At 41.4% G+C, this 26,323-nt stretch carries 15 protein-coding genes; 13 read left to right on the top strand and 2 right to left on the bottom strand.

All coding sequences use genetic code 11. The features are described from left to right. Positions 1-5: 5 nt before the first annotated feature. Complete coding sequence (locus G564_RS0102380) at positions 6-482, top strand: DsrE/DsrF/DrsH-like family protein (protein ID WP_029036248.1); 477 nt, start codon at positions 6-8, stop codon at positions 480-482. 91 nt (positions 483-573) lie between these two features. Here G564_RS0102380 and G564_RS18370 read toward each other — a convergent pair whose 3' ends face one another. Further along, on the bottom strand, positions 574-4,173 hold the full coding sequence (locus tag G564_RS18370) for a BamA/TamA family outer membrane protein (protein ID WP_051205261.1): 3,600 nt from the start codon (positions 4,171-4,173) through the stop codon (positions 574-576). Positions 4,174-4,361: 188 nt separating this feature from the next. On the opposite strand from G564_RS18370, the gene G564_RS0102370 reads away from it, so the two are divergent. From G564_RS0102370 to G564_RS0102325, 10 genes are all read left to right on the top strand, one after another. Then, positions 4,362-7,124: a helix-turn-helix and ligand-binding sensor domain-containing protein gene (locus G564_RS0102370; RefSeq protein ID WP_169578105.1), complete on the top strand. Its 2,763-nt coding sequence runs from the start codon at positions 4,362-4,364 to the stop codon at positions 7,122-7,124. A 373-nt stretch (positions 7,125-7,497) separates the two neighbouring features. Further along, a complete protein-coding gene (locus tag G564_RS0102365; RefSeq protein WP_029036246.1) occupies positions 7,498-10,707 on the top strand; it encodes a SusC/RagA family TonB-linked outer membrane protein in 3,210 nt (1,069 codons plus the stop codon). A gap of 18 nt (positions 10,708-10,725) precedes the next feature. Further along, complete coding sequence (locus G564_RS0102360) at positions 10,726-12,435, top strand: RagB/SusD family nutrient uptake outer membrane protein (protein ID WP_029036245.1); 1,710 nt, start codon at positions 10,726-10,728, stop codon at positions 12,433-12,435. 29 nt (positions 12,436-12,464) lie between these two features. Further along, entirely contained in the window at positions 12,465-13,304 is an 840-nt protein-coding gene (locus G564_RS0102355; RefSeq protein ID WP_029036244.1) for a hypothetical protein, read from the top strand. Positions 13,305-13,452: 148 nt separating this feature from the next. Continuing rightward, complete coding sequence (locus G564_RS0102350) at positions 13,453-14,565, top strand: glycoside hydrolase family 16 protein (protein WP_084625567.1); 1,113 nt, start codon at positions 13,453-13,455, stop codon at positions 14,563-14,565. Positions 14,566-14,712: 147 nt separating this feature from the next. Beyond that, positions 14,713-16,467 (top strand): cellulase family glycosylhydrolase, encoded by a 1,755-nt coding sequence (locus G564_RS0102345; RefSeq protein WP_029036242.1) that lies wholly within the window; start codon positions 14,713-14,715, stop codon positions 16,465-16,467. A gap of 27 nt (positions 16,468-16,494) precedes the next feature. Continuing rightward, positions 16,495-18,822, top strand: coding sequence for a glycoside hydrolase family 3 N-terminal domain-containing protein (locus G564_RS0102340; protein WP_029036241.1), 2,328 nt, complete (start codon positions 16,495-16,497; stop codon positions 18,820-18,822). A 41-nt stretch (positions 18,823-18,863) separates the two neighbouring features. After that, the gene (bglX, locus tag G564_RS0102335; RefSeq protein WP_029036240.1) at positions 18,864-21,137 is read left to right on the top strand and encodes a beta-glucosidase BglX; all 2,274 of its coding nucleotides are present in this window, start codon (positions 18,864-18,866) and stop codon (positions 21,135-21,137) included. Continuing rightward, the gene (locus tag G564_RS0102330; RefSeq protein WP_037373356.1) at positions 21,134-21,907 is read left to right on the top strand and encodes a glycoside hydrolase family 16 protein; all 774 of its coding nucleotides are present in this window, start codon (positions 21,134-21,136) and stop codon (positions 21,905-21,907) included. Before bglX ends, G564_RS0102330 begins: the two co-directional genes overlap by 4 nt. Next, complete coding sequence (locus G564_RS0102325; protein WP_029036238.1) at positions 21,904-22,767, top strand: glycoside hydrolase family 16 protein; 864 nt, start codon at positions 21,904-21,906, stop codon at positions 22,765-22,767. Before G564_RS0102330 ends, G564_RS0102325 begins: the two co-directional genes overlap by 4 nt. A 211-nt stretch (positions 22,768-22,978) precedes the next feature. Here the strand turns inward: G564_RS0102325 and G564_RS0102320 are convergent, their stop codons facing one another. Then, a complete protein-coding gene (locus G564_RS0102320) occupies positions 22,979-23,428 on the bottom strand; it encodes a nucleoside deaminase (protein WP_029036237.1) in 450 nt (149 codons plus the stop codon). A 38-nt stretch (positions 23,429-23,466) separates the two neighbouring features. Between G564_RS0102320 and dxs the strand changes: the two genes are divergently transcribed. Together dxs and G564_RS0102310 are read left to right on the top strand one after the other, a co-directional pair. Continuing rightward, entirely contained in the window at positions 23,467-25,260 is a 1,794-nt protein-coding gene (gene dxs / locus G564_RS0102315) for a 1-deoxy-D-xylulose-5-phosphate synthase (protein WP_029036236.1), read from the top strand. Continuing rightward, entirely contained in the window at positions 25,260-26,318 is a 1,059-nt protein-coding gene (locus tag G564_RS0102310) for a DUF3078 domain-containing protein (protein WP_037373354.1), read from the top strand. Before dxs ends, G564_RS0102310 begins: the two co-directional genes overlap by 1 nt. The last annotated feature ends 5 nt before the right edge of the window (positions 26,319-26,323 follow it).

Raw genomic sequence — 26,323 nt, 5'->3', positions numbered from 1 at the left:
CTGAGATGAACAAAACAAAGGTCAAAAAGATGCTTTTCATTCTGTCAAAAGCTACAATAGAAAATGTTTATGCAGCTTTTATAATGGCAAATGGGGCAAGAATGGAAGGTATTGAGTCCGAAGTTTTCTTTACTTTCTTCGGACTTGAGGCGATACAAAAGAAAAAACTGAATAATTTACACGTTGCCACTGTTGGAAATCCTGCAATGCATATACCAACTATGGTGGGTGGACTGCCGGGAATGGAAGCACTGGCCACCAAGATGATGAAAAAAGAAATGGAAAAACTGGACATGCCGCCTGTAGATGAATTTCTAGAAATATTATCAGCTTCCGGAGTAAAGTTGTGGGCCTGCAAACTGGCTTATGACATGTTCCATTTAAAAGAAGAAGATCTCATTGATGATCTTGATGGTATCTTAACTATTGGAGATTTTTATAACCGGGCAGATCAGGATGGCTGTCAAATAGTGTTTATATAAAGAGCCTAAAATCTGTTTGCAGATTAACTTTAAGAAATAAGGGTAGTAAAGGAGCCGGCTGTTTATACAGTCGGCTACCTGGTCATTAAAATCAATATTTAAAATTCAGCATAGCACTAATCCGATTTCCGTCCTCCCCGTGATACAGCCCTATGTTACCGGTAAGGGCAAGACCGGCGCTAATCCAAATGGAGCCTCCGTAATTATTATGCCACTGGCTGGAATCCTCGCCGGGAATCCACACTCTGCCATAATCAAAACCTGCTGTGACGCCATACACAATTGGTATAAAACGATTTTCCCATAAACCCAGAGCAGTTCTAAGATCAGTACTGTGATAAAATGCCTGTTTTCCGTTAAAACGGTGATTTCGATATCCCCGAAGACTGCGATTTCCGCCAATAGCAGCGGCATGGTAGATCTCATAGTTTTCCCCTAAAATAACTTCTCCTCCAATTTTTGTCGCGATAACAGCAAAGCCGCTGGAGATCAAAGGATAATTAAAGGAAACAGAGGGTTCGAGGTAAGAAAATTCGTTACCTGCACCATCTACGCTTTTTTTATATCCTGTGGTGAACTGTATATCAGATCCAAGGCTGGGGAAAGCCTCGCTGTTTTTGCTGTAGAATCTGTAATTAGCCTCGGCACCGGCATATAATTGGGCGTCAAAAATGTCATTTTCAGGAGCTAATATTTCTCCGACATAAGTGGAAGGTTCATATTCAACTTTATTGGATTCCAAAGAAGCTCCTATGGTAAATACACTTCCCGCATCGTTACGCCATATAAGTGCAGGCGAAAAATGCCATTTTTGGATCCGCACCCGGTTATAATCATTGTCAATTTCCTGATGGTCATACTCTGTTTCATTTCCACTTCCAAAGTAATTAAAAGTGTAATTAGGACTCGTATATCGTGCGGTAATTCCAAAATTCCAGGTGTAGAAAAGATGGGCGAACTCATTCTGATATCTTACAGAAAATCCATTTGTGGCGAAATAATAATTAGCTAAAAACTCATGCCGTGCCTGGAAAGGATTGTTTACCAGGCCATATTTTGTCCAAATGGTTTCGGCCCCTAAAGTAAATCCCGCATCTGTTTCGAAATTTGCGTAAGGCAGCGCTTTAAAGGTGCTGTATTTGAATTTTTTATAATGAAAATTGTTGATCTCGTAAGAATCAATAAGTAACTTGCGGGAGCCGGACTTTAAAATCTCATTATCTTCACTCCTGAAGTCATAAAGCTTCACCCGTTTTTTATTGCGGAAATCATAAATATCTTTACCCGGCCCTCCCAGTATTCTTAGCCTTAAAAAATTGTCTCCCGAGCCGCTAACCCTGAAAGTGTCTTCTCCCGCCATCCCGTAGATCCAGATGTCTTTAGTCGCTTCGGAATTATACGTGTGCCTGAAGATCTCGTTCCCTTCACTGATCTGTATGACCTCAGTCTCTCCATTATCTTTTCTTATTATATTGAATTCTTCATCTTCATCTGTTCCGGTGATCACCGTAAATTCTTTCACATGTTCGAAATATTTTCGTGCAATGGCGGCTAGATTTTCACGACGACCTTTCAGCTTTTGTTTTATATCTTCGATACTCCGGTCTTGTGCTGCCCGGGGCAGCTCCGCAAAGGCTGCCTCGATCTGTTCATTGGTTATTTCATTCTGAATAATTCTCACCTGCTCTTCCCATTGTTCCCAATTGCTTTTAAAAAGGATCTGAAGATCCAGTGGATAACCGGACCAGTTGAACCATTTCACACTGTCTATGTCCTCGTCGAAAGTTTGCATCTTTCTCAGTCGGGGTTCGGCAAGTTTAATTAAACGGATGAGTATTCCGTCATACTTGGAAAATGCCTGATCGCGATCCCGGGGTATGGGTACATAAATCTTTCCATCATCATCTTCATATTCTGCCCATCTCCAGTTGTCCTGGTGACGGTCCCAATCGCCTATCAACATGTCGTATAGCCTTGCACGTATATATTCAGTCTCATCCACCCGGGCTTTCGGCTCTTCCCGTAGCTCTTCTAAAAGATCAAATGTGCTTATGATCTCCTGTGGTTTTTCAAATTGCGCAAAGGACTTGTTTTCACTCCCTGCGTGAGCCTGTAATTCATAAAGTTCATTTCCATATTCATCGTTGTGAATATCAAGAGCCGGCTGCCGGGGAACATAAAAGATCTCAGGCTTAATGTGTGGAAGATCCAGGGCTTCGGCAAAATTGTCCAAAGCAAATTTGGCATAAGGATGGGAAGTAGTGAAATAATCAAGTATAAGTCGTTCAGGAAAAGTATTTGCAACCCGGTCGCCTACGTATGATGTTGGAAGAAGATCGGCTTGTAAATACTGTGCAGGACTCTTCCTCAATGTGCGAAGAGTGTATTCGTTTTCATCCTCATTAATGAACCTGATGGAACGTGATTGCTGGCCCCCACCTTCTTTAATAGGAGTGAGCCCGCCGTGGAGAGTATCCAGCAGTAGTACCGGTACTTCAATCTTTGTGCTGAAGACTTCGCGGTAGTGTTTTCCCCAAAGGAAACGATAGATTGCACTTTTAGCCGTTTCTTCAGGAGTATAAATAGAAGCTGAATAAGTCTCTCCGAAATTTTTCCAGGTCTCGCCTTCAAGATCGACCTTTGTTGTTCTTTCCCGCGGAATTTCCCGGCTAAAAACGGGCTGTTCAACTGTAGCTTCTACTGTGAAAAATTCTACTCTGGAATTGCCATTTTTGAATACTATAAGTTTAGCAAATCCGGGTGCTTCCGAAGCAAAATGTTCTTCTTCTTTAGCTTTTGCGGCTTCAGTTTCGGCAGCTGTAGCACTAATGATCTGCGGATTTCTCCCGTTGTGCAGGTACTGAAGATTTTTATGATTGCCTGACACGAAGATCACATCATCGAACTGGCTGGCAAGAGTTTCAAGTGTTTTCCGAAATTCCCGGTATTTTGGATTTTCAAAATTATACCTTGAAAAGGGAAGAACTTTATTTGAAATTCCAGGTGAAGAAGAGCTAAGTACCGGATGATGTACGACGATTATTTTCACCTTTCCAAAGTTATCTTTTAAAGCATCTTTGATTTCAATAAAGAACCTTTCCCTGGTCCTTATATCACATTCTGTGTTAAAGTCACTGCTGCGGTCCCAGTCCTGTAGATACCACTGCGAATCAACGGTGATCAAAGCTATTTCGTCATTTATTTCAATATCTTCGACGGGACAGCCGTCGTTTGGTAAAAATTTTCCATCGCTGTTGTCCTGTAAAAAACTCTCCAGATCATCCAGGTTCTGTGGAGAATCGGTTGCCCATTCATTGGTTCCCGGGGTGTAATAGATCGTGCCGTTAAAATCCTGCAGGGGTTTTAGAAGATTTTGGGTGAGAAATTCCTGAATCTTTTGTCTTTCTGCCACAGGTTCAGAATAACCGTTTTCAGGTGTGATGTTTCCGGGTAGTAAAATACCTGGGTGCTCATGTTTCCGGGAATTTTCAACAACAGCTTTAATAATTGGTGCTGTAGCTATATCTGTACCCTGTCCTGTATTTGAAAAAATATAGAATACACGAGACACCTCCAGGCTGTCGCGCTTGAGGTCCTGCGAAAACGAGTTTATAAAAGGAAATAAAATTAGGATTAAAGATAGGATAAGAAATCGGCTCTGAAGCCTTAGGCATCTGTCGTTTTGACCCATAAAATAAATCAGATTTGATTGTGTTGTATATCTGCACAAGCTCAAGAATTCAATTTCCAAAAAATATCCTTCATGGGATTCATTTTTAACTTACTGTTACAATACTAAAACCCTCTTCTAAAAATTTTCCTAAAACTAAAATGAAGTTATCTTTGTTAACAGTCTTTAAAGACTTAATTCTTTACAATTTGAAATACTTAGGTCTCATTTTAACTTTTGTCTGCCTGGCAGTTACCGGTCAGGAGTTTCCACCGGTTACCAATTTTACTCCCAGTGAATACGGTGCCGGAAATCAAAACTGGATGATCTCGCAGGGACCGGATAAAAAGATCTTTGTGGCTAACAATTCTGGTTTATTGCAGTTTGACGGGGAACATTGGACTTTGTATAAGGTTCCCGGGGAAACGGCTGTACGCTCTGTTCGGGCTTCAGGAGAAAACATTTATACAGGTGCTTACATGGAATTCGGCTACTGGCGGCCAAATAAAAACGGAAGACTTCAGTATTTCTCACTTAAGGACTCCATTTCTTCCGGATTAATTGACGGGGAACAGTTTTGGGATATAAAAGAAGTTGAGGATTATGTGATCTTTCAAAGCCATCAAAGACTTTACAGCTTTAACAAGAATAGCGGAAAGGTTACAACCCTGATCACAGCAAGAAATATTACTAATCTTTTCAGAGTAAGGGGAAAAATTTATTATCAGGTAGCTGAAGAAGATCTCTATGTCATTGAAGATGGAGTGGGGCTTAATTTTATTTCTAATGAAATTATTGAAAATAGGGAACTGGTGGGACTTTTTCCTTATTCAAATGATACAATGTTAGCCGTTACCCGGGATGATGGTCTCTTTTTAATTTCCGGAAATAAATGGGAACCACTCAAGGTAGAGAATTATCCTGAAGAAGTCAGTCTCTTTTCTGCACATTATTTGAATGACGGGACCCTGGCACTGGGGAGTATTGGAGAGGGACTTTTCATATTTGATCTCAATGGCTCCGTACGTTACCATCTGAGCCAGCCTACTTTATTAAATAACACCCTTCTTTCTGTTATGGAAGATGAAGAAGGTAACATTTGGGGAGGATTGGACAATGGAATTGTGGTGATCAATAAGGAAAGCCCCTTCCGTATCTTCGTGGACACCTTTGGGAAGATAGGTACCGTCTATGGCAGTGAGGTTGTGGATGGTATCACGTATCTAGGGACTAATCAGGGTCTTTATTATAAAGATGCAGGATCTGAAGGAACTTATAACCTTATAGCCGGTACCACGGGACAAGTATGGAGCCTGAATTATATTAATGGTGTATTATATGCCGGTCATGACAAAGGAACTTTTATGGTTCAGGGAAGGAATGCTTCTTTGATTTGGGATGGCCTTGGGACCTGGACTGTAAGGCCTATAGGGGATGGAATCATTCAGGGACATTACAATGGCTTAAGTTATTTGCCGGACACTTTGATTACCGCTAAAGCTCAATATCTTCAGAATTTTGATCTGTCGGTTCAAAATATGGTCGTGGAGAATGATTCCACCTTGTGGATTAGTCATTATCATCGTGGAATATTTCGATTAACCCTGGAAAAAGATTATTCCGGTGTCCGGACTATGGAAAACTACGGACTTAATGGTAAATCGGAATTAGGGCCGCAAATCTTTCAAATTGAGGATGAGATCTATTATTCAACAGAAGATATTATTTACAAATTTGACCGTAATAGTAACAAATTTACTTCAAGTAATGAGCTTAACGAACTAAGTGAAGGAAATTCAAGAATTAGTGGTGCTTCAAGAGTTTTAGCAGATGGGAGTTGGTGGACCTTTGGGAGGGACAATCTCTATTATGTTACTCGTGATCCATTTGAGCAAAAATTTATTAGTCGGCAGGTACCGCTGCCGTTAGAATACAGAAATATAAGCAAAGGATTTGAAAATATTTCGCTGGTTGGGAAGGACAAATATCTTGTAGGATCAAATGGCGGATATATTGAATTCTCTGTACCTCTTAACAAGATTCCTGCCGGGGAGATTCTTCTTTCTGCAGTTGGCACCGCATCTCAAAGAGAGAATTTTGAATTTAAGCCACTTCTAAATTCGGAGCTTGAACTGGGGAGTAATATTAATAATATAATTTTTTTATATGGCATCCCCAATTACCAGGCTTTGTCGAAAACAGAATATATTTACCGCCTGAAAAATTATTCATCTTCCTGGTCTGGATGGAGTAATTCCGGAACTACTAGATTCGAAAATTTACCGGCAGGGAATTATACTTTCGAGTTAAAGGGAAGAATAAATGACAAAGAAACAGAAATTCTTACATATAGTTTTTCCATAGCCAGGCCCTGGTACTACAACAACCTGGCATTCTTAAGTTATTTCATTCTTTTTCTTCTTGGGCTTGCAGGTATTCATTATTCTTACAGGAGACGTCATAAGAATATTATTAAAGCGAGAGAAAAAAACTTAAGAATGAAAAATCTGGAGGCAGAACAGGAGATTATAAGGCTTCAAAAGGAGCATCTTGAAAGAGATATGGCAGAAAAGAATGGTCAGCTCGCAGCTTCTACAATGTCAATAATTAAGAAAAATGAATTTCTTTCAAACCTTAAAGATGAATTAAAAGGAGCCGGTGATCCTGATGTCAAAAAAGTAATTAAAACAATAGACAGGGAATTAAGGGAAGAAGATAACTGGAAAATGTTTAAGGAGGCATTTAAGAATGCAGACAAGGAATTCTTTGATAAAATTAAAGCTAAACATCCTGAACTTACTTCTAATGACCTTCGCCTCTGTGCCTATTTAAGATTAAATCTTTCTTCCAAAGAAATTGCACCCCTCGTGAATATATCTGTTAAGAGTGTTGAAATAAAACGATATCGTTTAAGAAAAAAGATGAATCTGCCACGGGAGGTGAATTTAACGGACTATATAATGAATTTATAGCCTTTACATGCTCATATTATACCTTTACAATACCTCTACATTTTACTTATTTAATACATTCATATCTTTTTTATAATGCGTCAGTTTAAAGGATTCTGAAACTTAAAGCCAGTGGATTGGCGGGTTTTTATAATCTTTACATATAAGTTTTTTGAATGTATGTTTTTTGTAAAGGCGTTTTTTGCCATCTCTCCTTTTTTACTTAATATATTAGTAACATAATATTAACATGTTTAATCTGTCGGAGCTGCTAGTTACATAATCGACAGCTATTGGGAATAAGATTCTGTTAATTCGAAATCGATTTCGATTCCGAATTCGTTTTTTGCTCCCAAAACCTTTTAAATGCACTAACAACTAAAATTAACAGTCAATGAAAATTAAAAATTACTTAATGATGTTATTCCTTTTTGTGGCAGGCTCTTTATGGGCTCAAACGGAGGTAATAACGGGTACTGTGGTTGATGAATCTGGAATTCCCTTACCTGGGGCTAATGTGATCATTCAGGGAACCTCAACTGGCACCCTTACAGATTTTGACGGAAATTTTTCCATAGAGGCTGCTCGTGGAGATGTTCTTGTTTTCTCATATCTTGGTTATTCACCACAGGAAGTGGTTGTAACAGATGCTAATCGAATTCAAATCACCTTAATGCAAGATGCTGCTGCTTTGGATGAAGTTGTTGTAGTAGGTTATGGAACCCAAAGAAGTGCATTGGTAACCGGTGCAACCAGTAATGTTTCTGGTGAAGATATTTCCTCTCTCAATCCCGGAACAGCTATGGAAGCCCTTCAGGGTGTCGTTGCAGGTGTTAGTGTTACCAGGAATAGTGGAGCGCCAGGGGCGGGTACAAGGATCACTATTCGTGGTTTGGGGACTATAGGAAATTCCAATCCCTTGTACATTGTTGATGGTGTAGCCGTGGGCAACATAGATTATTTGAATCCGTCAGACATTGAATCCATCAACGTTTTAAAAGATGCAGCATCTGCAGCCATTTATGGTTCACGGGCAGCAAATGGGGTTGTTCTGGTAACTACAGTAAAAGGTCGCAGCAATAGACCTGCTCAAATTAGTTACGATACCTACTATGGACTTCAGAATATCTACAAGAATTTAGATCCTCTGAATGCACAAGAGTATATGTACATTATGGATGAAGGTCGTGTTAATGATGGGCTGGCGCCAAATGACTGGCAGGCTATGCTTAGCAGCAATACCTGGCTAGAGAATAATTACCCTGGATTGGGTACCCAATATGGTGAGGAAATTTGGGCAGATCTTCAAAACGGTTGGCAAGGAACCAATTGGATTGATGAAATGACAAAAGAAGATGCCCTTGTTACAAGTCATGCCATAAACATTACCGGAGGTAGCGAAGATATTATTTATTCTGTGGGTGCTTCTTATTTGAACCAGGAAGGTATGATAGGTGGTGATATTACAGATGCCGGATTTAAAAGATTCACAGCGAGATTAAATACCGAAATGGTGTTAAAAAAGAACAGTGAACACGCCATTATAACGATTGGGGAAAACTTCACCTATACAAATATCGAAAACAGAAGTGTTGCAACCGGAAATATATATTATAACGACCTGCATAATGCTTTGATCCAAAACCCTTTAATGCCGGCTTACTGGCAACCGTCTATTGACAACAATATCAATGAATTTGGTTTTTCACCTACTTTAGGTGGTATAAGTACTAACCAAAACAACCCATTAGCGATAATGTATTACCGCCATAACTATAATTATGGGAAGAATAACAATATTGTCGGGAATGTGTTTTTGGAAATTGAACCAATAAGAGATTTAAAATTCAGATCTTCTTATGGTACTAATGCATGGTTTGGACATAGTAGATCAATGAATCCTACTTATCACTTAGGTGTGCTTTACCAGGATGATGTAGATGGTGCTCAACAGAGTCAGTACTTTGGGAATGACTGGACATGGACTAACACGCTTTCGTATGATTTCGAATTAGGTGATCATGAATTGAATGCTTTAGTGGGTACTGAACTACTTCAAAATCAAATCAATAATGAAGTAGGTGGTTCCCGAAATAATCTTTTATTTCCGGGAGATCCACGATATGCTTACGTGAACAATACTCAGAGCCCCGAAAGTATCAATGACATTAATACCTGGGGTGCTGATTGGGCTGCCGGTGGTGGAGGTTTAATGTCGTACATGGCAAGAGCACAATACAACTACAGAGAGAAGTATCTTTTAAACGCAACAGTACGTGCCGATGGATCTTCAAATTTCGCGGAAGGTAACAGATGGGGAACTTTCCCTTCTGTATCTGCAGGTTGGGTGTTCTCAGAAGAAGACTTTATGTCTAATACTTCAGATATTATAAATACAGCTAAGCTTAGAGCAAGTTGGGGACAAAACGGTAATCAATCAATTCCTAATTTTATTTACTCCTCTCAAATTGCATACGTATTTCCGGGATATTTCTTCGGAGACACGAAGCCGGTATCAGGGGTGACTGCTTATCCTGAAAGAGTTACAAATCCTGATGTTACCTGGGAAACTTCAGAACAGCTAAATTTTGGTCTTGATGCCCGAATGTTTAATTCAAGACTTGGATTAACATTAGACTGGTATAAAAAGACCACCAAAGATTGGTTGTTGGAAGCACCTATTTTAGGAACATCCGGTGCAGCTGCTCCTTTTATTAATGGAGGTGATATTGAAAATACCGGTTTTGAAATGGTGTTAAACTGGAATGATAGTTTTGGTGATTTTAATTATGGTGTCACAGTTACCGGAACACATAACAAGAATGAGGTCACAAGGATCGCCAATTCAGAAGGAATAATTCGGGGGCCAAGTCATGTATTATCCCAGGGAACTTCTCCAATTTCAAGAGTTCAGGTGGGGCAACCCATTGGTGTCTTCTATGGATACAAAACCGACGGAATTTTACAAAACCAGGAAGAAGTTGATGCTTATGTAGGTCCTGATGGTAACCCTTACTTTAATGATCAACGTCCGGGAGATGTTCGTTTTGTAGATCTAAATCAAGATGGTGTGATTGATGAGGGCGATAGAACATTCCTTGGGAATCCGAATCCTGACTTTGAAGCAGGTCTTCAGTTGAATTTCGAGTACAAAGGCATTTATTTAAATACTACTCTGTCAGGAAAATTTGGAATGCAGGTAATGCAATCCTATCGTTCTTTTTCCGACCAGTTTACTCAGAATTATACAACGTCAATTTTCGAAAGATGGCATGGAGAAGGTACTTCAAATACTCTTCCAAGGCTTAGTTACACATCAAACAGAAATACGCAGTTTATTTCCGATATTTTCATGCATGATGCAGATTATGTGAGAATTAATAATTTAACCGTAGGTTACGATTTTGGAAATATGTTTGAATCTGCGGCTATTAAAAATCTTAATGCATATGTTTCTGTAAATAACCTGTATACATTCACAGGTTATGATGGAATGGATCCTGAGGTGCGTTTTGGACACGATGCCTCCTGGGCTTCAGGGATTGATCTTGGACTGTATCCACAGGCAAGAACAGTAATGTTTGGATTGGGTGTTGACTTTTAATTTTAATAAATCAGAATTATGAAAAAAATAAAATATTTTATAGCTCTTTCAATATTGCTTGTGGCGGTTGGTTGTGAGGACCAATTGGATACAGACAATATTTACGGAAAAAGTTTGGAAACTTATTATAGTACTCCTACTGATATTGAGGAGGCTATGGCGGGTGTTTACAATGCAATATATGTTGTTACACCAGAGGGAAGTGAACCAATTGCCGCAAACCTGATGTCAGATATGATGTTAGGTGGTGGTGGACCAGATGATGCATCGGCTAAAAGGGTGGATAATTTTATAGATCCCGCAGAAGACACTTACCGAAGTATGTGGGTTCAGTCCTACAATGGTATTGCAAGGACTAATGCTATTATAGAAAAAACAGCAGATGCCGATTTTTCTTCATTCTTTGGCAGTCCCGAAGAAGCTCAAGAATTTAAAGATCAGGCAATTGGAGAAGCGCTTTTTATGAGGGCATTCTTCTATTTCAGACTGGCTAAGTTCTTTGGTGGCGTACCTTTAATTACTGCCATTGATGACCCTAAGGATGTACCGAGAGCGAGTTATACAGAAACTTTTGCACAAATTGGTTCTGACTTGAAGCTGGCTATTGAAACATTACCCTCAACTCCTTTTCCAACTATTCCCACTGCCACATATGGACATGCGAATAAGTGGGTAGCCGAAGCTTATATGGGACGCGTGTACTTGTTTTATACGGGGTACATGACCAATATAAATCAAACCCCAACTAACACATTACCTTTAGTTGATGGCGGGTCTGTAAGTGCTGCAGATGTAACAGCTTATTTAGAGGATGTCATTAATAACAGTGGCTATGCTTTGGCTTCAGATTTTAGAAACCTTTGGCCATATTCATATGTAAATATTGCTGCAGGGGCACCGGTTTTACCGTGGGCTGCAGAGGAAGGATTATCATGGGTAGGTCAGGATGGAGCTAATCCAACTTTTGGTACCGGAAACTATGAGTCCATGTTTGTACAGAGATTTTCATTTGGCGACTGGGGTTGGAGTAACGGTAATATTTATACCAATAGATTGTCTTTATTCGGATCCATACGTGGTAACTCCCTTGTTCCTTTTGGAGAAGGTTGGGGTTGGATGACTGTAAATCCAAGGTTATGGAGTAACTGGGACGATAGCGACCCACGAAAACAAGGTTCTATTCTTGAAGTGGGTAATCCTGCTATGGGAACAGATGGTTGGTCTGATCCTGGAAATCAGGATCACTTCACCGGATTATACAATAAGAAATATACAGCTTTGCAGTATCCAAATGAGGCAGGCGCTGTGCAAGGAATGTTTGTACAATTATATGGCTGGGGTAACGCAGACATGCAACTAATGCATGCGCAGGATTTTATCTTCATGCGTTATGCTGATGTATTATTAATGCATTCTGAAATCACAGGTACTGCAGACGGGATGAACGCTGTGCGGGCCAGAGCTGGCTTGGATGCGGTAGGCTATTCTTTAGAAGCTTTAAAACAAGAGCGTTTACATGAATTTGCTTTTGAAGGTCTACGTTGGTTTGATCTAGTGCGCTGGGGGGATGTTGAGTCAGCATTCAATTATACACTCAACGTAAATAACTCCGGAACACCTGCTACTTATCAGGTAAACTACAGACCTGAAACTAAAGGTCTGGTTCCAATACCGGAATCTGAAATAAGATTATCTAATGGAGCTTATGAGCAAAACCCGGGCTGGTAGAAAGATTTATAATATAAAAATACAGAGATATGAAAATTAATAAAATAAGCAGTCTGTTTCTTGCTTCTGTTGTTCTGTTGTTCTCAGGTTGTGAACCGGAGGTAGATGAGCAAGAATTGCGAAATACGACTAATGTGGAGGGTGTAGAGTTAATAGCTACCCAAAGTACACCAGGAGGTAATGAAATTACCCTTGAAATGACCACACCGGGTATAACCGGTTATTGGGATTATAACCTTGGGAAGGCACTCACGAACGAAACGACTTTTGTTTACCCCATTCCTGGAACAGCGACTTTTACTTATGTAGGAACTTTAGGTAGTGAGTTTTTTACAAAAACAATCGAAGTTGAGGTAGAGGAGCTTACTCATGCACTGGATCAGGACTGGTACGATCTTGTCAGCGAAAATACAGCCGAAGGTAAAACCTGGGTTTTTGATGGAGGTCCTGGGTCTGATGGGCGGTTGTGGTGGTTTATGTCTCCTCCCGGGGATAAAGCTAGTGCCTGGACTGCATGGTGGAACGCTGCCGGGGACTGTTGTCCTCCGTCAGATGCCTCGGGCAAAATGACATTTGATTTAGATGGTGCAGCCAATTACACCTATTATGCCGATGCAGATGCTGAAGGCCAATTAAGTAGTTTTGTTCTTGATGTTAAAAACCAAAAACTAATAATTAGTGATGGTAATATTTTAGGATCAGGAAATGAATATGGTGCTGTTGTAGGTAATCCTGCTGGAGTATATGATATAGTTTCATTAACAGAAGACCAATTAGTGTTGTATGTTCCAGGTAATGGATTTGGTACTGGTTGGACGTGGGTATTCGTACCTGAGGACTCCGGGGAAGCAGAGGAATCTGAGGAGTGAGAAATGAAAGTTAGCAGTCTAAATAAGATCTTCTAAATTAAAACTGCAGCCTGTTTTAAACAGTGTCCTTTTCCTTTTAAAAGGTTAAGATAAAAAAGAGGGCAATTATGCCCTCTTTTTTATCAAAAGGATTTATTTCCAGCTTATTATGATAATATGTTTTAGATACCTCAATCCTATAATAATTATAGGGTTAGGACTACTATTATCCTGTTCAGGAGGTGCCGATGACGAGATTTATCCACCAACACCTGAGCCGGAACAAGTTCTTCCTACCAATCTCACCTTAGATATTTCGGTAGTTGGCGCCGATGAGAACAATCCATTTGGAGATGGTAGTGGTATGATCCAGGTGGTTGCGAAGGCAACGAATGCAATTAAATATGAATTCAGGTTTGGAGATGGTACAGTTGTGACAGACACAACAGGAACAGTTGAGTACACTTATACCAGAAGGGAGCTAAATAATTATTCAGTATCTGTGTCTGCCTATTCCAAAACCAATGATTTCATAAATACCTTTAAACAAATACAAATTCTTGTGGAAAGACCGCCCTTTGACAACCTGGTCTTTTCAGATGAATTTGATATAGATGGAAGTCCTGACAATTCAAAGTGGGGCTATGATATTGGTACTGGAAGTAACGGTTGGGGGAACGGAGAAAAGCAATATTACACGGATAGGCCAGAAAACGTGAAAGTCGAAGAAGGTTTATTGAAGATCACTGCCAAAAAAGAAAATTATGGAAGCTCCTCATATACCTCAGCCCGTATACTAACCGAAGGGAAATTCGACTTTACCTATGGGAGAGTTGAAGTTAGAGCAAAACTTCCTTATGGTGAAGGCACCTGGCCAGCCATCTGGATGTTAGGATCAAATATACGAACAGTAGGTTGGCCGGCATGCGGGGAGATTGACATTATGGAACATTGGGGGCACAACCAGGGGGTAGTTCAAAGTGCTTTGCATACCTCTTCCAGTTTCGGAAACACGGTTAATCATGGAGCCCAAAATATCGATGATGTTTCAGCAGCATTTCATGTTTATGCGGTTGAATGGGACGACTATGAAATTGTTTTTTCAGTTGATGGTGTTGTTCACTATACCTACAAACCGGCAAACAAGAATAGTGAAACCTGGCCGTTTGATGCCAGCCAGTTCCTGATTTTGAACGTAGCAATGGGAGGAAGTTGGTTCACAATAGATCCTGACTTTACATCATCAACTATGGAAGTTGATTATGTTAGAATATATCAATAGTAAAAGAAGTAAAACGGGCTTGAATTAACAGCGGACTTTACTACTCGTAGAGAACGGGGTACCAATTGAAAAGAAGACATACACAAATTTTACCTTTTTAAAACCGCTGTGGGGAGGCTTAAAAGTTCACCCGGAAAAACAATTAAAATGAAAAATATCCTCATAACATTTTTTTTAGCCATTTCTCCTGGTTGTTTTTCCCAGCAAATCCCGAGTTCTGAGTTTTTACATACTCAGGATCAAAAGATCGTCGATAGGAATGGGGAAAATGTCCTGTTAAGAGGAATAGGCCTGGGAGGCCATATGCTGCAGGAAGGTTACATGCTAAAAGTACCTTTTTCGGGGCAGCAGTATGTGATCAGGAAACAAATTGAAGAATTAATCGGCGAGCAAAAAACAGCTGAATTCTATGGGGCCTGGTTAGCCAATCATACCCGGAAAATTGATGTTGATTCATTAAAGAGCTGGGGCTTTAATTCAGTAAGGCTTCCTATGCATTTCAACCTGTACACCCTTCCCGTAGAAGATGAACCTGTACAGGGAAAAAATACCTGGCTCGAAAAAGGCTTTCAAATGACCGATTCTCTTTTGAGTTGGGCTGAGGCAAACCAGATGTATCTAATTTTAGATATGCATGCTGCACCGGGAGGGCAGGGGCATGATGTCAATATTTCAGATCGTGATCCCTCTAAGCCTTCTCTGTGGGAAAGTGGAGAAAACCAGCAAAAACTGGTGGCTCTATGGAAAAAACTTGCTGAAAGATATAAGGACGAGCCATGGATAGGTGGTTACGACCTCATTAACGAGCCCAATTGGACCTTTGAGGAAGGTAAGAATAAAAACGGACTGGAGGACACTCATAATGCACCGCTTAAAAAGTTAATGGTGGAGATCACCGAAGCCATTCGGGAGGTAGATAAGAATCATATCATTATCATAGAGGGAAATGGCTGGGGGAATAATTACAATGGTATTCTGCCGCCCTGGGATGATAATATGGTCATTAGCTTTCACAAATACTGGAATTATAACGACACAGCTTCCATTCAAAAGTTTCTTGACTTCAGGGAAAAATATAATACTCCTGTATGGCTGGGAGAAACAGGAGAAAATTCAAATGTCTGGTTCACCGATGCTATAAAATTGATGGAGGAGAATAATATTGGCTGGTGCTGGTGGCCTCTTAAAAAACTGGGCTTTAATAATCCGCTTGAGGTGCCGGTGAATGCGGGATATGAGCAAATACTTCAGTACTGGCGGGGAGAAGCTGAAAAACCTTCCGAAGAAGAAGCTTATTCCGCCTTCATGCAACTTGCTGAAAATACCAAACTTGAAAACAATTATTATCATAAAGGTGTTGTTGACGCGATGATAAGGCAGCCGCATTCAGATAAAGCAATTCCGTTTTCGAAAGTATTCATAGAGGATTCCGGAATTCTTAAGGCTGCGAATTATGATATGGGAAAAATAGGAGTAGCCTACCACGACAATGTGGCCGGCAATTATTACATCTCTACAGGTGGAGACAGACAGAGTTGGAATAACGGCAGGACATACCGAAATGACGGAGTGGATATCTTTCCCATGGGAACCAGGAAGAGTTATGATGATGTATACGTTGGTGACCTCGAGGAAGGGGAGTGGATGCAATACACTTTTACAGTATCTAAAAATGGCAAATTTCAACTTGCCTTTAGAACCGCAGCTGGCACACCAGGAAAAGCTGCCGTCCAGGTGAATGGAAAAGAATATCCGGCTTTCGTCGTGCCCGGTAGTGATAATAAATGGACGGAAACCAGCATTAGCGAAATCCCTCTTCAAAAAGGGGAAAATCAGCTAAGATTTTTAACTAAGGATGGCGAGTTTAAACTGGAGCAGATTATGCTGACCCGCCAAAAATAACAGAATCCCTGCAAATATTTTGATAATATGAAAATTACACGATTTATAATAGGTTTAGGCATCATTTTCACCACAGGTTGTGGAGTAAAAGCTCAGGATACCAGAAATTTGTCCTCTAAGACAGAAATCTCAACAAGAGCAGATGAATTGCTGTCGAAAATGACCCTGGAGGAAAAAGTGGGTCAGATGACACAAGCCACTTTGGATGTCATTGGTAAAGGCGAAAATCGCTTCTCCAGTTATGAACCATTTTCATTGGATAAAGAATTGATGAAAAAGGCTGTTTCCGAATATCACGTAGGTTCCTTTCTGAATACTGCTGGTAACAGAGCCCTTCCACCAGAACAATGGTATGAGATCATAAAAGAAATTCAGGATGTCAATAAGGCTGAAACCAGGTTGGGAATTCCGATTATTTATGGAGTGGATATGATCCATGGTGCCACATATACTGCGGGTGCTACAATGTTTCCGCAGCAAATAGGTCAGGGTGCCAGCAGAAATCCTGAACTGGTAAAGCGTGGGGCACAGATCACCGCTTATGAAACCCGTGCCAGTGGTATTCCCTGGAATTTTTCGCCAGTACTCGATCTTGGGATGGATCCAAGGTTCTCCCGTATGTGGGAAACCTTTGGAGAAGATCCTTACCTGGCGTCTGTGCTTGGAGTTGCAATGACAGATGGTTACGAAGGAGAAAATAATAATATAGGTCATCCAGAACATGTAGCCTCTACTCTAAAGCACTTTTTGGGATATCACGCAGTTATTTCCGGAAAGGACAGGACTCCTGCTTATATTCCAATCGATGCTTTAAGAGAATATCACCTGCCACCCTTTAAAGCCGCAGTAGATGCCGGCGCTCACACCATAATGATAAACTCCGGGATTATAAACGGCATTCCGGTGCATGCGAATTATGAATTGCTTACATCCTTACTTAAGGAGGAGTTAGGATTCGAAGGTTTGGTGGTGACCGACTGGGCAGATATTGAAAACCTGCACCGCCGCGATCGCGTTGCCGAAAATGACAGGGAGGCTATCAAAATGGCTATTAATGCGGGCATAGATATGTCAATGGTTCCTTATCAATATGAGATATTCTTTGATAATCTTGTTGACCTTGTAAAATCTGGCGAAGTAAAAGAATCGAGAATAGATGATGCCGTAAGAAGGATATTAAAAGTGAAACTGGCACTTAATCTTTTCGAAACTCCTGTAACTCATTACAAGAACTATCCAAAATTCGGCAGTAAGGAATTTGAGAGAGCCGCTTATGACATGGCAGCGGAGTCCATTACGCTGCTGAAAAATGAGGGGAATATTCTTCCGCTAAACAAGAGTGTGAAGGTGCTCGTCACCGGGCCAAATGTGAATTCAATGCGCACCCTTAACGGAGCCTGGACTTACTCATGGCAGGGAGAGAAAACGCCCGAGTTTGCTGAATCCTACAATACTATCCTCGAGGCTGTTCAGAATGAGATAGGCAATGAAAATGTCACATTCGTGCCGGGAGTTTCCTATGTTGAAGACGGGAAGTATTACGAGGATGAAAAAGTTGATTTTGAGCAAGCCATAACCGCAGCTAAGAATGTGGATTACGTGATCCTTGCTGTTGGTGAAAATACTTATACTGAAAAGCCGGGGGATCTCAATGATCTCTACCTGTCTGACCATCAAACGGAATTAGCCAGAGCACTTGCAAAGACCGGTACCCCCGTGATTCTTGTCCTCAACGAAGGGCGCCCCCGGATTATCAGTAAGTTTGAGAGAGATATGAAGGCCATTGTTCAAACCTATCTTCCCGGAAATTTTGGGGGAGATGCACTGGCCGATATTTTATTCGGAGACGTAAATCCTTCCGGAAAACTCCCGTATACCTATCCGCGCTATCCAAATGCCTTGATTCCTTACATCCATAAACCTTCTGAAGAGCAGGCAAAAGCCGAGGGAGTTTACAATTATGAGGCAGATTATAATCCGCAGTTCTTTTTTGGAGATGGATTAAGCTATACCACTTTTGAATATTCAGATCTTAAATTGGATAAAGCTGCCATAAATACTACCGGCAGTTTTATGGTAGAAGTTACTGTCACCAACACCGGTAAGATAGCAGGAAAAGAAGTGGTGGAATTGTTCACTTCAGATCTGTATGCCAGTCAAAGCACGCCGGATGTGAAGAGGTTGCGAAGATTTGAAAAGATCTACCTGGAACCCGGAGAATCGAAAACCGTGAGTTTCGAGATCGGCGCAAAAGATCTGGCTTATTTTACTCCCAAAGGAGAATCTCTGGTAGAACCCGGGGAATTTGAAATAATTATAAAAGATTTAAAAACCACCCTTAACGTCATAAAATAAGATTCAATATTCGATCATTAACACCTATAATAAATAACAAAATGAAAAAAGGTTTATTACTCCTGGTCTGTCTGTTTCCGGTCTTAACGACTTCAGCGCAGGAAAGCAATATAAAAAGCTCTGTACAGGATGTGGAGGCAAAAGTCGACTCACTCCTGTCAATAATGACTCTTGAAGAGAAAGTAGGACAAATGATGCAGTACAGCGGCACCTGGGATCTTACAGGGCCTGCCACAGGAGATCAAAATCAATACCGGGAGGAAAGGCTTAAGCAGGGACTTGTTGGTTCTATGCTTAATGTATTATCTGTTGATGCGACCCTGGAAGCCCAAAAATTGATCATGGAAAACTCCAGGATCAAGATCCCTCTTATGTTTGGGTATGATGTGATCCATGGACACAGAACTATGTTTCCGGTTCCTCTGGGAGAAACCGCGAGCTGGGATCTTGAAGCCATGGAAGAAACCGCCCGCATTTCTGCTCTTGAAGCTGCGGCAGATGGAGTGAACTGGACTTTTGCTCCCATGATCGATATTTCCCGTGATGCCCGCTGGGGGCGTATTATGGAAGGAGCAGGTGAAGACCCTTTCCTTACCTCTCGCGTTGCCGAAGCTAAAATTAGAGGTTACCAGGGAGATGATCTTTCTAATCCTGCCAGCATAGCGGCAACTGCCAAGCACTTTGCCGGGTATGGTTTTGCTGAAGCGGGACGTGATTACAATACAGTACATGTGGGAGATAACGAACTACACAATACGATACTGCCTCCATTTAAAGCCGCTGCCAAAGCCGGAGTGGCAACTTTTATGAATGCTTTTAACGATCTCGACGGAACTCCCGCAACCGGAAGCAAATACCTGCAACGTGATATCCTCAAAGGTGACTGGAATTGGGATGGATTTATAGTATCAGACTGGGGATCAATTGCCGAAATGAGAGACCATGGTTTCGCCGAAGATCTAACTCATGCCGCTGAAATCGCTGTCAAAGCAGGAAGCGACATGGACATGGAAGGAGGAGCATACGAAACCGGACTTGTTAACCTGGTAAAGGAAGGAAAAGTTGATGAAGCCTTAATTGATGATGCTGTAAAAAGAGTACTAAGAGTTAAATTTAAATTAGGATTGTTTGAAGATCCTTACCGCTATTCAGATCCTGAAGCTATCAAAAAGATCAATTTTGACGAGCACAGACAAGTTGCCAGAGATGTTGCTAAAAAGTCAATTGTACTTCTAAAAAATGAGAAAAACCTTCTGCCACTAGTCGCTTCTGCAAAGAATATTGTAGTTATTGGTCCACTTGCAGATGATAAGGACACCCCAATCGGGAACTGGAGAGCACAGGGCGAAGCAAATTCGGCAGTCTCTATCCTTGAAGGAGTACGAAATGCTGTTGGAAAGAACGCGAAAGTAACTTATGCCAAAGGAGCAGATCTTGGGATGGGCGAACGTAGTTTTCTTAAGCCGCTAAAAATAAATACTACAGATAAGTCAGGTTTTAAAGCAGCTGTTGATGCTGCTAAAAAGGCAGATGTGGTGATACTTGCACTTGGGGAGGATGCTTTCCAGAGTGGGGAAGGAAGAAGTCAGGTAAATATTGGTCTTGCAGGCGTTCAACAGGAACTTATGCAGGAAATATACGCAGTTAACAAAAATATTGTATTGGTGCTTCAAAACGGTAGACCACTTGAGATCACATGGGCTGCAGAGAACATTCCTGCAATTGTTGTTGCGTGGCAACTTGGAACCGAAAGTGGAAATGCTATTGCTGATGTTCTCTTTGGAAAATACAATCCTTCCGGAAAATTACCTGTATCCTTCCCAAGAGCAGTAGGGCAGGAGCCATTATATTATAACCAAAAGATGACCGGTCGTCCAAGTAATCCTACAGATGTGACTTATTCGGCTTATACAGATGAGAGAAATGATGCTCTTTATCCTTTCGGCTTTGGGCTTAGCTATACCACTTTTGAATACAGTGACCTGCAGCTTTCTGCCGAAGAAATGGAGTCTGGCAGAAATATTGAAGTTTCAGTGAAACTTACTAACACCGGATCTAAAAAGGGTAAGGAAGTTGTGCAGCTTTATCTTCGGGATTTGGTTGCCAGCACCACAAGACCAATTATAGAACTTAAAGGTTTTGAATTAGTTGAACTGGAGCCGGGCGCCTCAAAAACTGTTACCTTTAATATAGGGACAGAATTGCTTGAGTTCTATAATGCCAATAAGGAATGGGCGGCAGAACCGGGGCAGTTTGAAGTGATGGTTGGAGGAAATTCCAAAGATCTTAAAACAGCAAAATTCAGATTAAAATGATAAAAAGAAACAGCCTCAAAAATACCTTTTTTGGCACCTTATGCTTAAGTCTTTCTTTTTCGGCTACTTCACAGGTCATCTTTGAAGAGCATTTTGATGGGGAAGAGCTCAATATGGAGCACTGGAGTTATGAAGAAGGTGACGGCTGTCCCAACCTTTGCGGCTGGGGGAATAATGAATTGCAAATTTACGATCGCAATTATGTTGAGGTGAAGGATGGCAATTTAGTACTAACCGCAGTTAAGGAAGGGGATAAATATTTCTCCGGGAAGATCAATTCAAAAGATAAAGTTGAATTTAAGTATGGAGAGATCGAGGTGAGAGCTAAAGTAGCTGAAGGTAAAGGCCTTTGGCCTGCAGTTTGGATGCTGGGTCATGATATTGCTGAAGTTGGCTGGCCCGCTTCTGGAGAGGTCGACATCATGGAATATGTTGGGAGGGAACCGCAAAGGGTTTTTACTTCTCTGCACACTCCTGCCAGCCATGGGAATACCATCAACACTAAAAAGGTATTTATAGAGGACATAGAAGAAGGCTTCCACCTCTATAAGGCAGTTTGGACAGAAGATTATATTGAATTCTTCATCGATGGGAAGTCCATATATAAATTTGTTCCAGAAAAGTATGATGAGGCGCATTATCCTTTCCGGAAACCTTTTTACTTCCTTATCAACATGGCAGTAGGCGGAAACTTTGGCGGACCCGATGTGGATGATTCCATTTTTCCGAAGAAATTTTATGTGGATTATATTAGAGTAACCAAACTATGAAAAACCTTTTAAGAATGCCTTTTTTGGCTCTCGTGCTATTGGTTTCAGAGAATATGTATTCCCAGGAATTCCAGCCTCCAACTGCAGATACCCTTTTCTTTGATGATTTCTCCCGAAGTTCTCTCGACCGCGAGAAGTGGAATGTTCAGGGTCCCGACTTTTGGGTGAATAATGAGCAGCAGATCTATATAGACTCTGCCGCAACTGTATTTACGGTAAAAGGTGACGACGCTAAGGAAGCTGAAAATGCATTGGTGCTTAAGGCGCACTACAGTCCCGACTTTATCAATTACCGGGATTATGATTTTGATTTTATTTCCGGAAGGATCAACACCCGTGACAAGGTAATGTTCACCTATGGTACTGCGGCTGCAAGAATGAAGTTGCCTGAAGGTTCGGGATTTTGGCCGGCTTTCTGGGCTCTTGGAGGCGGTGACTGGCCCGAAACCGGAGAGATCGATATTATGGAATATGTGGGAGAAACAGATTGGATAGGGGTCGCTCTACACGGCCCTGATTATTCCGGAGAGACTCCGCTGGTCAATAAGTATTTTTTCCCCGAAGGCGAGGATGCAACAGGCTGGCATGTGTATTCGGTTGACTGGACACCCGAAGGTTTTGACTTTAGAGTGGACGGCAGGTTGATCTACCGCACAACCAAGCCTATGGTAGAACACTATGGTAAATGGGCTTTTGACAATCCCAAATACCTGATCCTTAATCTTGCTTTGGGTGGAGCTTATCCTTACAAAACCAACGGAGTGGAAGAACCCTATAACGGGCTCCCACAATCAACTGTGGATCTCATAAAACAAGGAAAAGCAGAAGTGCTGGTAGATTGGGTATTAATAACTCAATAAATTATGCGTCATTAACCCTTTCAGGGTTCTAAACCCTGAAAGGGTTATTTCCCACCTGACCTACAAGGTTTTCAAAATCTTGCAGGTCTTTTTTCATCAACCGCTGTCAGTGCTCAAAGCCGCTGACAGGGTTACTCTCAACAAAAGTCTAGGTTCTTGGTTCTTGGTTCTTGGTTCTCTTTTTGATTCTTGCTTCTTGTAGCGCAGCGGTCTAATTCAAATTTCTCTTCTCGATAAAGAACCGCTTCAGCAGCTCTGACGCTTCCTCTTCTAAAATGCCATTTTTGACCTTGGTTTTTGGATGAAGTTTAGCACCCATCTTTCTGTAGCCTCTTTCAGGATCTGAAGCTGCAAAGACCAGATTGGAGATCTGGCTCCAGTAGAGTGCTCCGGCACACATTTGGCAGGGCTCGAGAGTCACGTACATCGTACAATCGATAAGATATTTCCCCCCAAGGAAATTAGCAGCCGCGGTAATGGCCTGCATTTCTGCATGCGCTGTCACGTCGTTGAGGAGTTCGGTAAGGTTATGGCCGCGGGCTATGATCTGTTGTTTTGCCACAATCACTACGCCCACGGGAATTTCTCCTTTCCCGTACGCCTGCTGCGCCTCTTCGAGCGCTTTTTTCATAAAATAGCTGTCGTCAAAAAGCATTTGCATATTCAAAAATACAATTTCAAAATGTACCTTTGGCCTTTATGGCAAAATCTATACTTGATACGGTAAATTCTCCTGCAGATCTGCGAAAAATTGCACCTGAAAAGCTTCCGCAGCTGGCGGCAGAACTTCGGAAATTCATCATTGAAATAGTAGCCACAAAAGAAGGACATTTAGGTGCCAGCCTTGGGGTAGTTGAACTTACTTTAGCGCTGCATTATGTCTTTAATACTCCCGAAGATCTCCTGGTATGGGATGTGGGGCACCAGGCCTATGGCCATAAGATCATTACCGGAAGAAGAGATAATTTCGATACTAACCGGCAACTTCACGGGATTAGCGGATTTCCAAAAAGGAGCGAAAGCAAATATGATACTTTTGGAGTAGGGCATTCCTCCACCTCAATTTCGGCTGCCCTGGGAATGGCTATAGCTTCAAATCTTAAGGGGGAAATTGAGAAACAGCATATAGCAGTAATTGGGGACGCTTCAATTGCCAGCGGGATGGCCTTTGAAGGTCTTAACCATGCCGGGGTAACCAAAGCAAATCTGTTGATCATCCTCAATGACAATGCTATTGGAATTGATCCCAGCGTTGGGGCCCTTAAGAATTACCTCACCAAAGCGAGGGTTGGATACAAACCAAAACAGGCAAATATTATTGAAGCCCTTAATTTCAAGTATTTCGGACCTGTAGACGGGCACGATCTTGAAAGTCTTACTAACACTCTGGAAGAACTAAAGCAAATCAAAGGGCCGAAGTTCCTTCATGTCATTACAAGGAAAGGAAAGGGTCTTAAAAAGGCGGAGGAGGACCAGGTAAGATATCATGCTCCGGGGAAATTTGAACCTGAAACAGGTGAACTTATCCCCGGGGATTCTGTAGAATTACCTTTAAAGTTCCAGGATGTATTTGGACTCACCCTGGTTGAATTGGCCCAAAATAATAAAAACATTATTGGAATTACTCCGGCTATGCCAACCGGAAGTTCCCTGAAATATATGATGGAGGCTTTTCCAGAACGTGCTTTTGATGTTGGAATTGCCGAACAACATGCCGTCACCCTGGCAGCAGGAATGGCCACCCGCGGACTCACAGTTTACTGTGCAATTTACTCCACTTTCCTGCAAAGGGCGTATGACCAGGTGATCCATGATGTCGCTATTCAAAATTTACCGGTTATTTTCTGCCTTGACCGGGCGGGACTCGTGGGCGAAGACGGTGCCACTCATCATGGTGCTTTTGATATTGCTTACCTGCGTTGTATACCCAATATGATGATCTTTGCACCCCTGGATGAGGTCGAACTGCGGAATATGCTGTACACAGCACAGGCTGAAACACTTAGAGGACCTCTGGCAATAAGATATCCCCGGGGGAGAGGCTCCTTACTGGAATGGCAGCAAGCTTTTGATAAGTTGTTGATAGGAAAAGGAAGAAGACTTCAGCAAGGAACAATTATTGCGGTTTTAAGTGTTGGAACAATTGGTAGGAACGTTCAGAAGGCTCTGATGTCTTTCCAGGATAGAAACAAAATAGGGCATTATGATATGAGATTTGTCAAACCTCTTGATGAAGAACTACTACATGAAGTATTTTCCAATTATCAGGCTGTAGTTACGATCGAGGATGGAGTGATCAAAGGTGGATTCGGTTCTGCAGTAATGGAATTTGCACAGGAACATCACTACCACCTCCCGGTAAAATCTCTGGGAATGCCGGATTCTTTTATCGACCACGGAAAAGTGGAAGAATTACAAGAAATAGCGAAAATAGACGTTGACAATATTAGAAGGTACTTACAGGACCTTATCAAAAATTACTCATTACCCTAATGCATAAAATTTTTCTTTGCCTCCTTTTTCTCGCAGTCAGTACGTATTCTCATGGCGGGGAATTTAAGCTTTACATAATTGACACAATTAAGGCCGATACTTTAAAAGCTGATACGGCTAAAGTTGATACTGTCGCAGTAAATACCGTTGAAGTTGATACTGCTGTTACAGATACCACCAAGGTTATTAATGAAAAGATCACTTACTGGAAAGAAACTAACAAGGTTGGTCTTAATTTAAGCGAAGTAGCTTTCGTCAATTGGAGTTCTGGAGGGAACAATTCATTTTCGGCTCTTTTTCACGGTTTGTTCGGCAGGAGGTACAAAAAGGATCTATTGAACTGGAACAATACCCTTTCAATTAAATACGGCTTTAATGCGCAGGAAGGAAGAGAATTGAGAAAGACCGAAGACAATCTTGAGATCAATTCAAACTTTGGTTACAGGAGGGATTCAGTTTCTAATTTCTATTATTCTGCCAAATTTAATTTTAATACGCAGCTAACCTACGGGTACAGGTATCCTAATACAGATGCTCCCATCTCAAAATTTATGGCACCCGGTTATGCTTTCCTGGGTGTGGGAACAGAATATTCCTCTCCCACTGAGGATCTGACCGTCTACGTCTCTCCCGTGACGCAAAAATCAACATTTGTTCTTGACCAGACCCTCGCCAATGAAGGGATGTTTGGAGTTCAAAGAGCTATTAGAGATGAAGAGGGTAACATTCTCAAGGAGGGTGAGCGGATCAGGACAGAATTCGGGTTCCTTTTTAGCAGCGCTTTTAGTAAGCAGGTTTTTGATAACGTCGGATTGAACAATCAGCTGAGATTGTATTCAGATTATCTTAACAACTTCGGAAATATTGATATTGACTGGGAACTGAATCTGGATCTTAAAGTGAATGAATATGTTAAGGCCAACGTAGGCTCTCATCTAAGATATGATGATGATGTGAAATTTAAGCAGGACCTTGACGGCGACGGAAAACTGGAAACCGGTGGTCCAAGAGTACAATTTAAACAACTACTCGGAGTGGGAGTGGTTTATTCCTTTTAATTCGT

Origin of the sequence: Salinimicrobium xinjiangense DSM 19287 (genome assembly GCF_000423585.1) — a bacterium.
GTDB classification, from domain to species: domain Bacteria; phylum Bacteroidota; class Bacteroidia; order Flavobacteriales; family Flavobacteriaceae; genus Salinimicrobium; species Salinimicrobium xinjiangense.
Note: the sequence above shows the minus strand (reverse complement) of the source record. Positions and strands in the feature narration are given on the sequence as shown.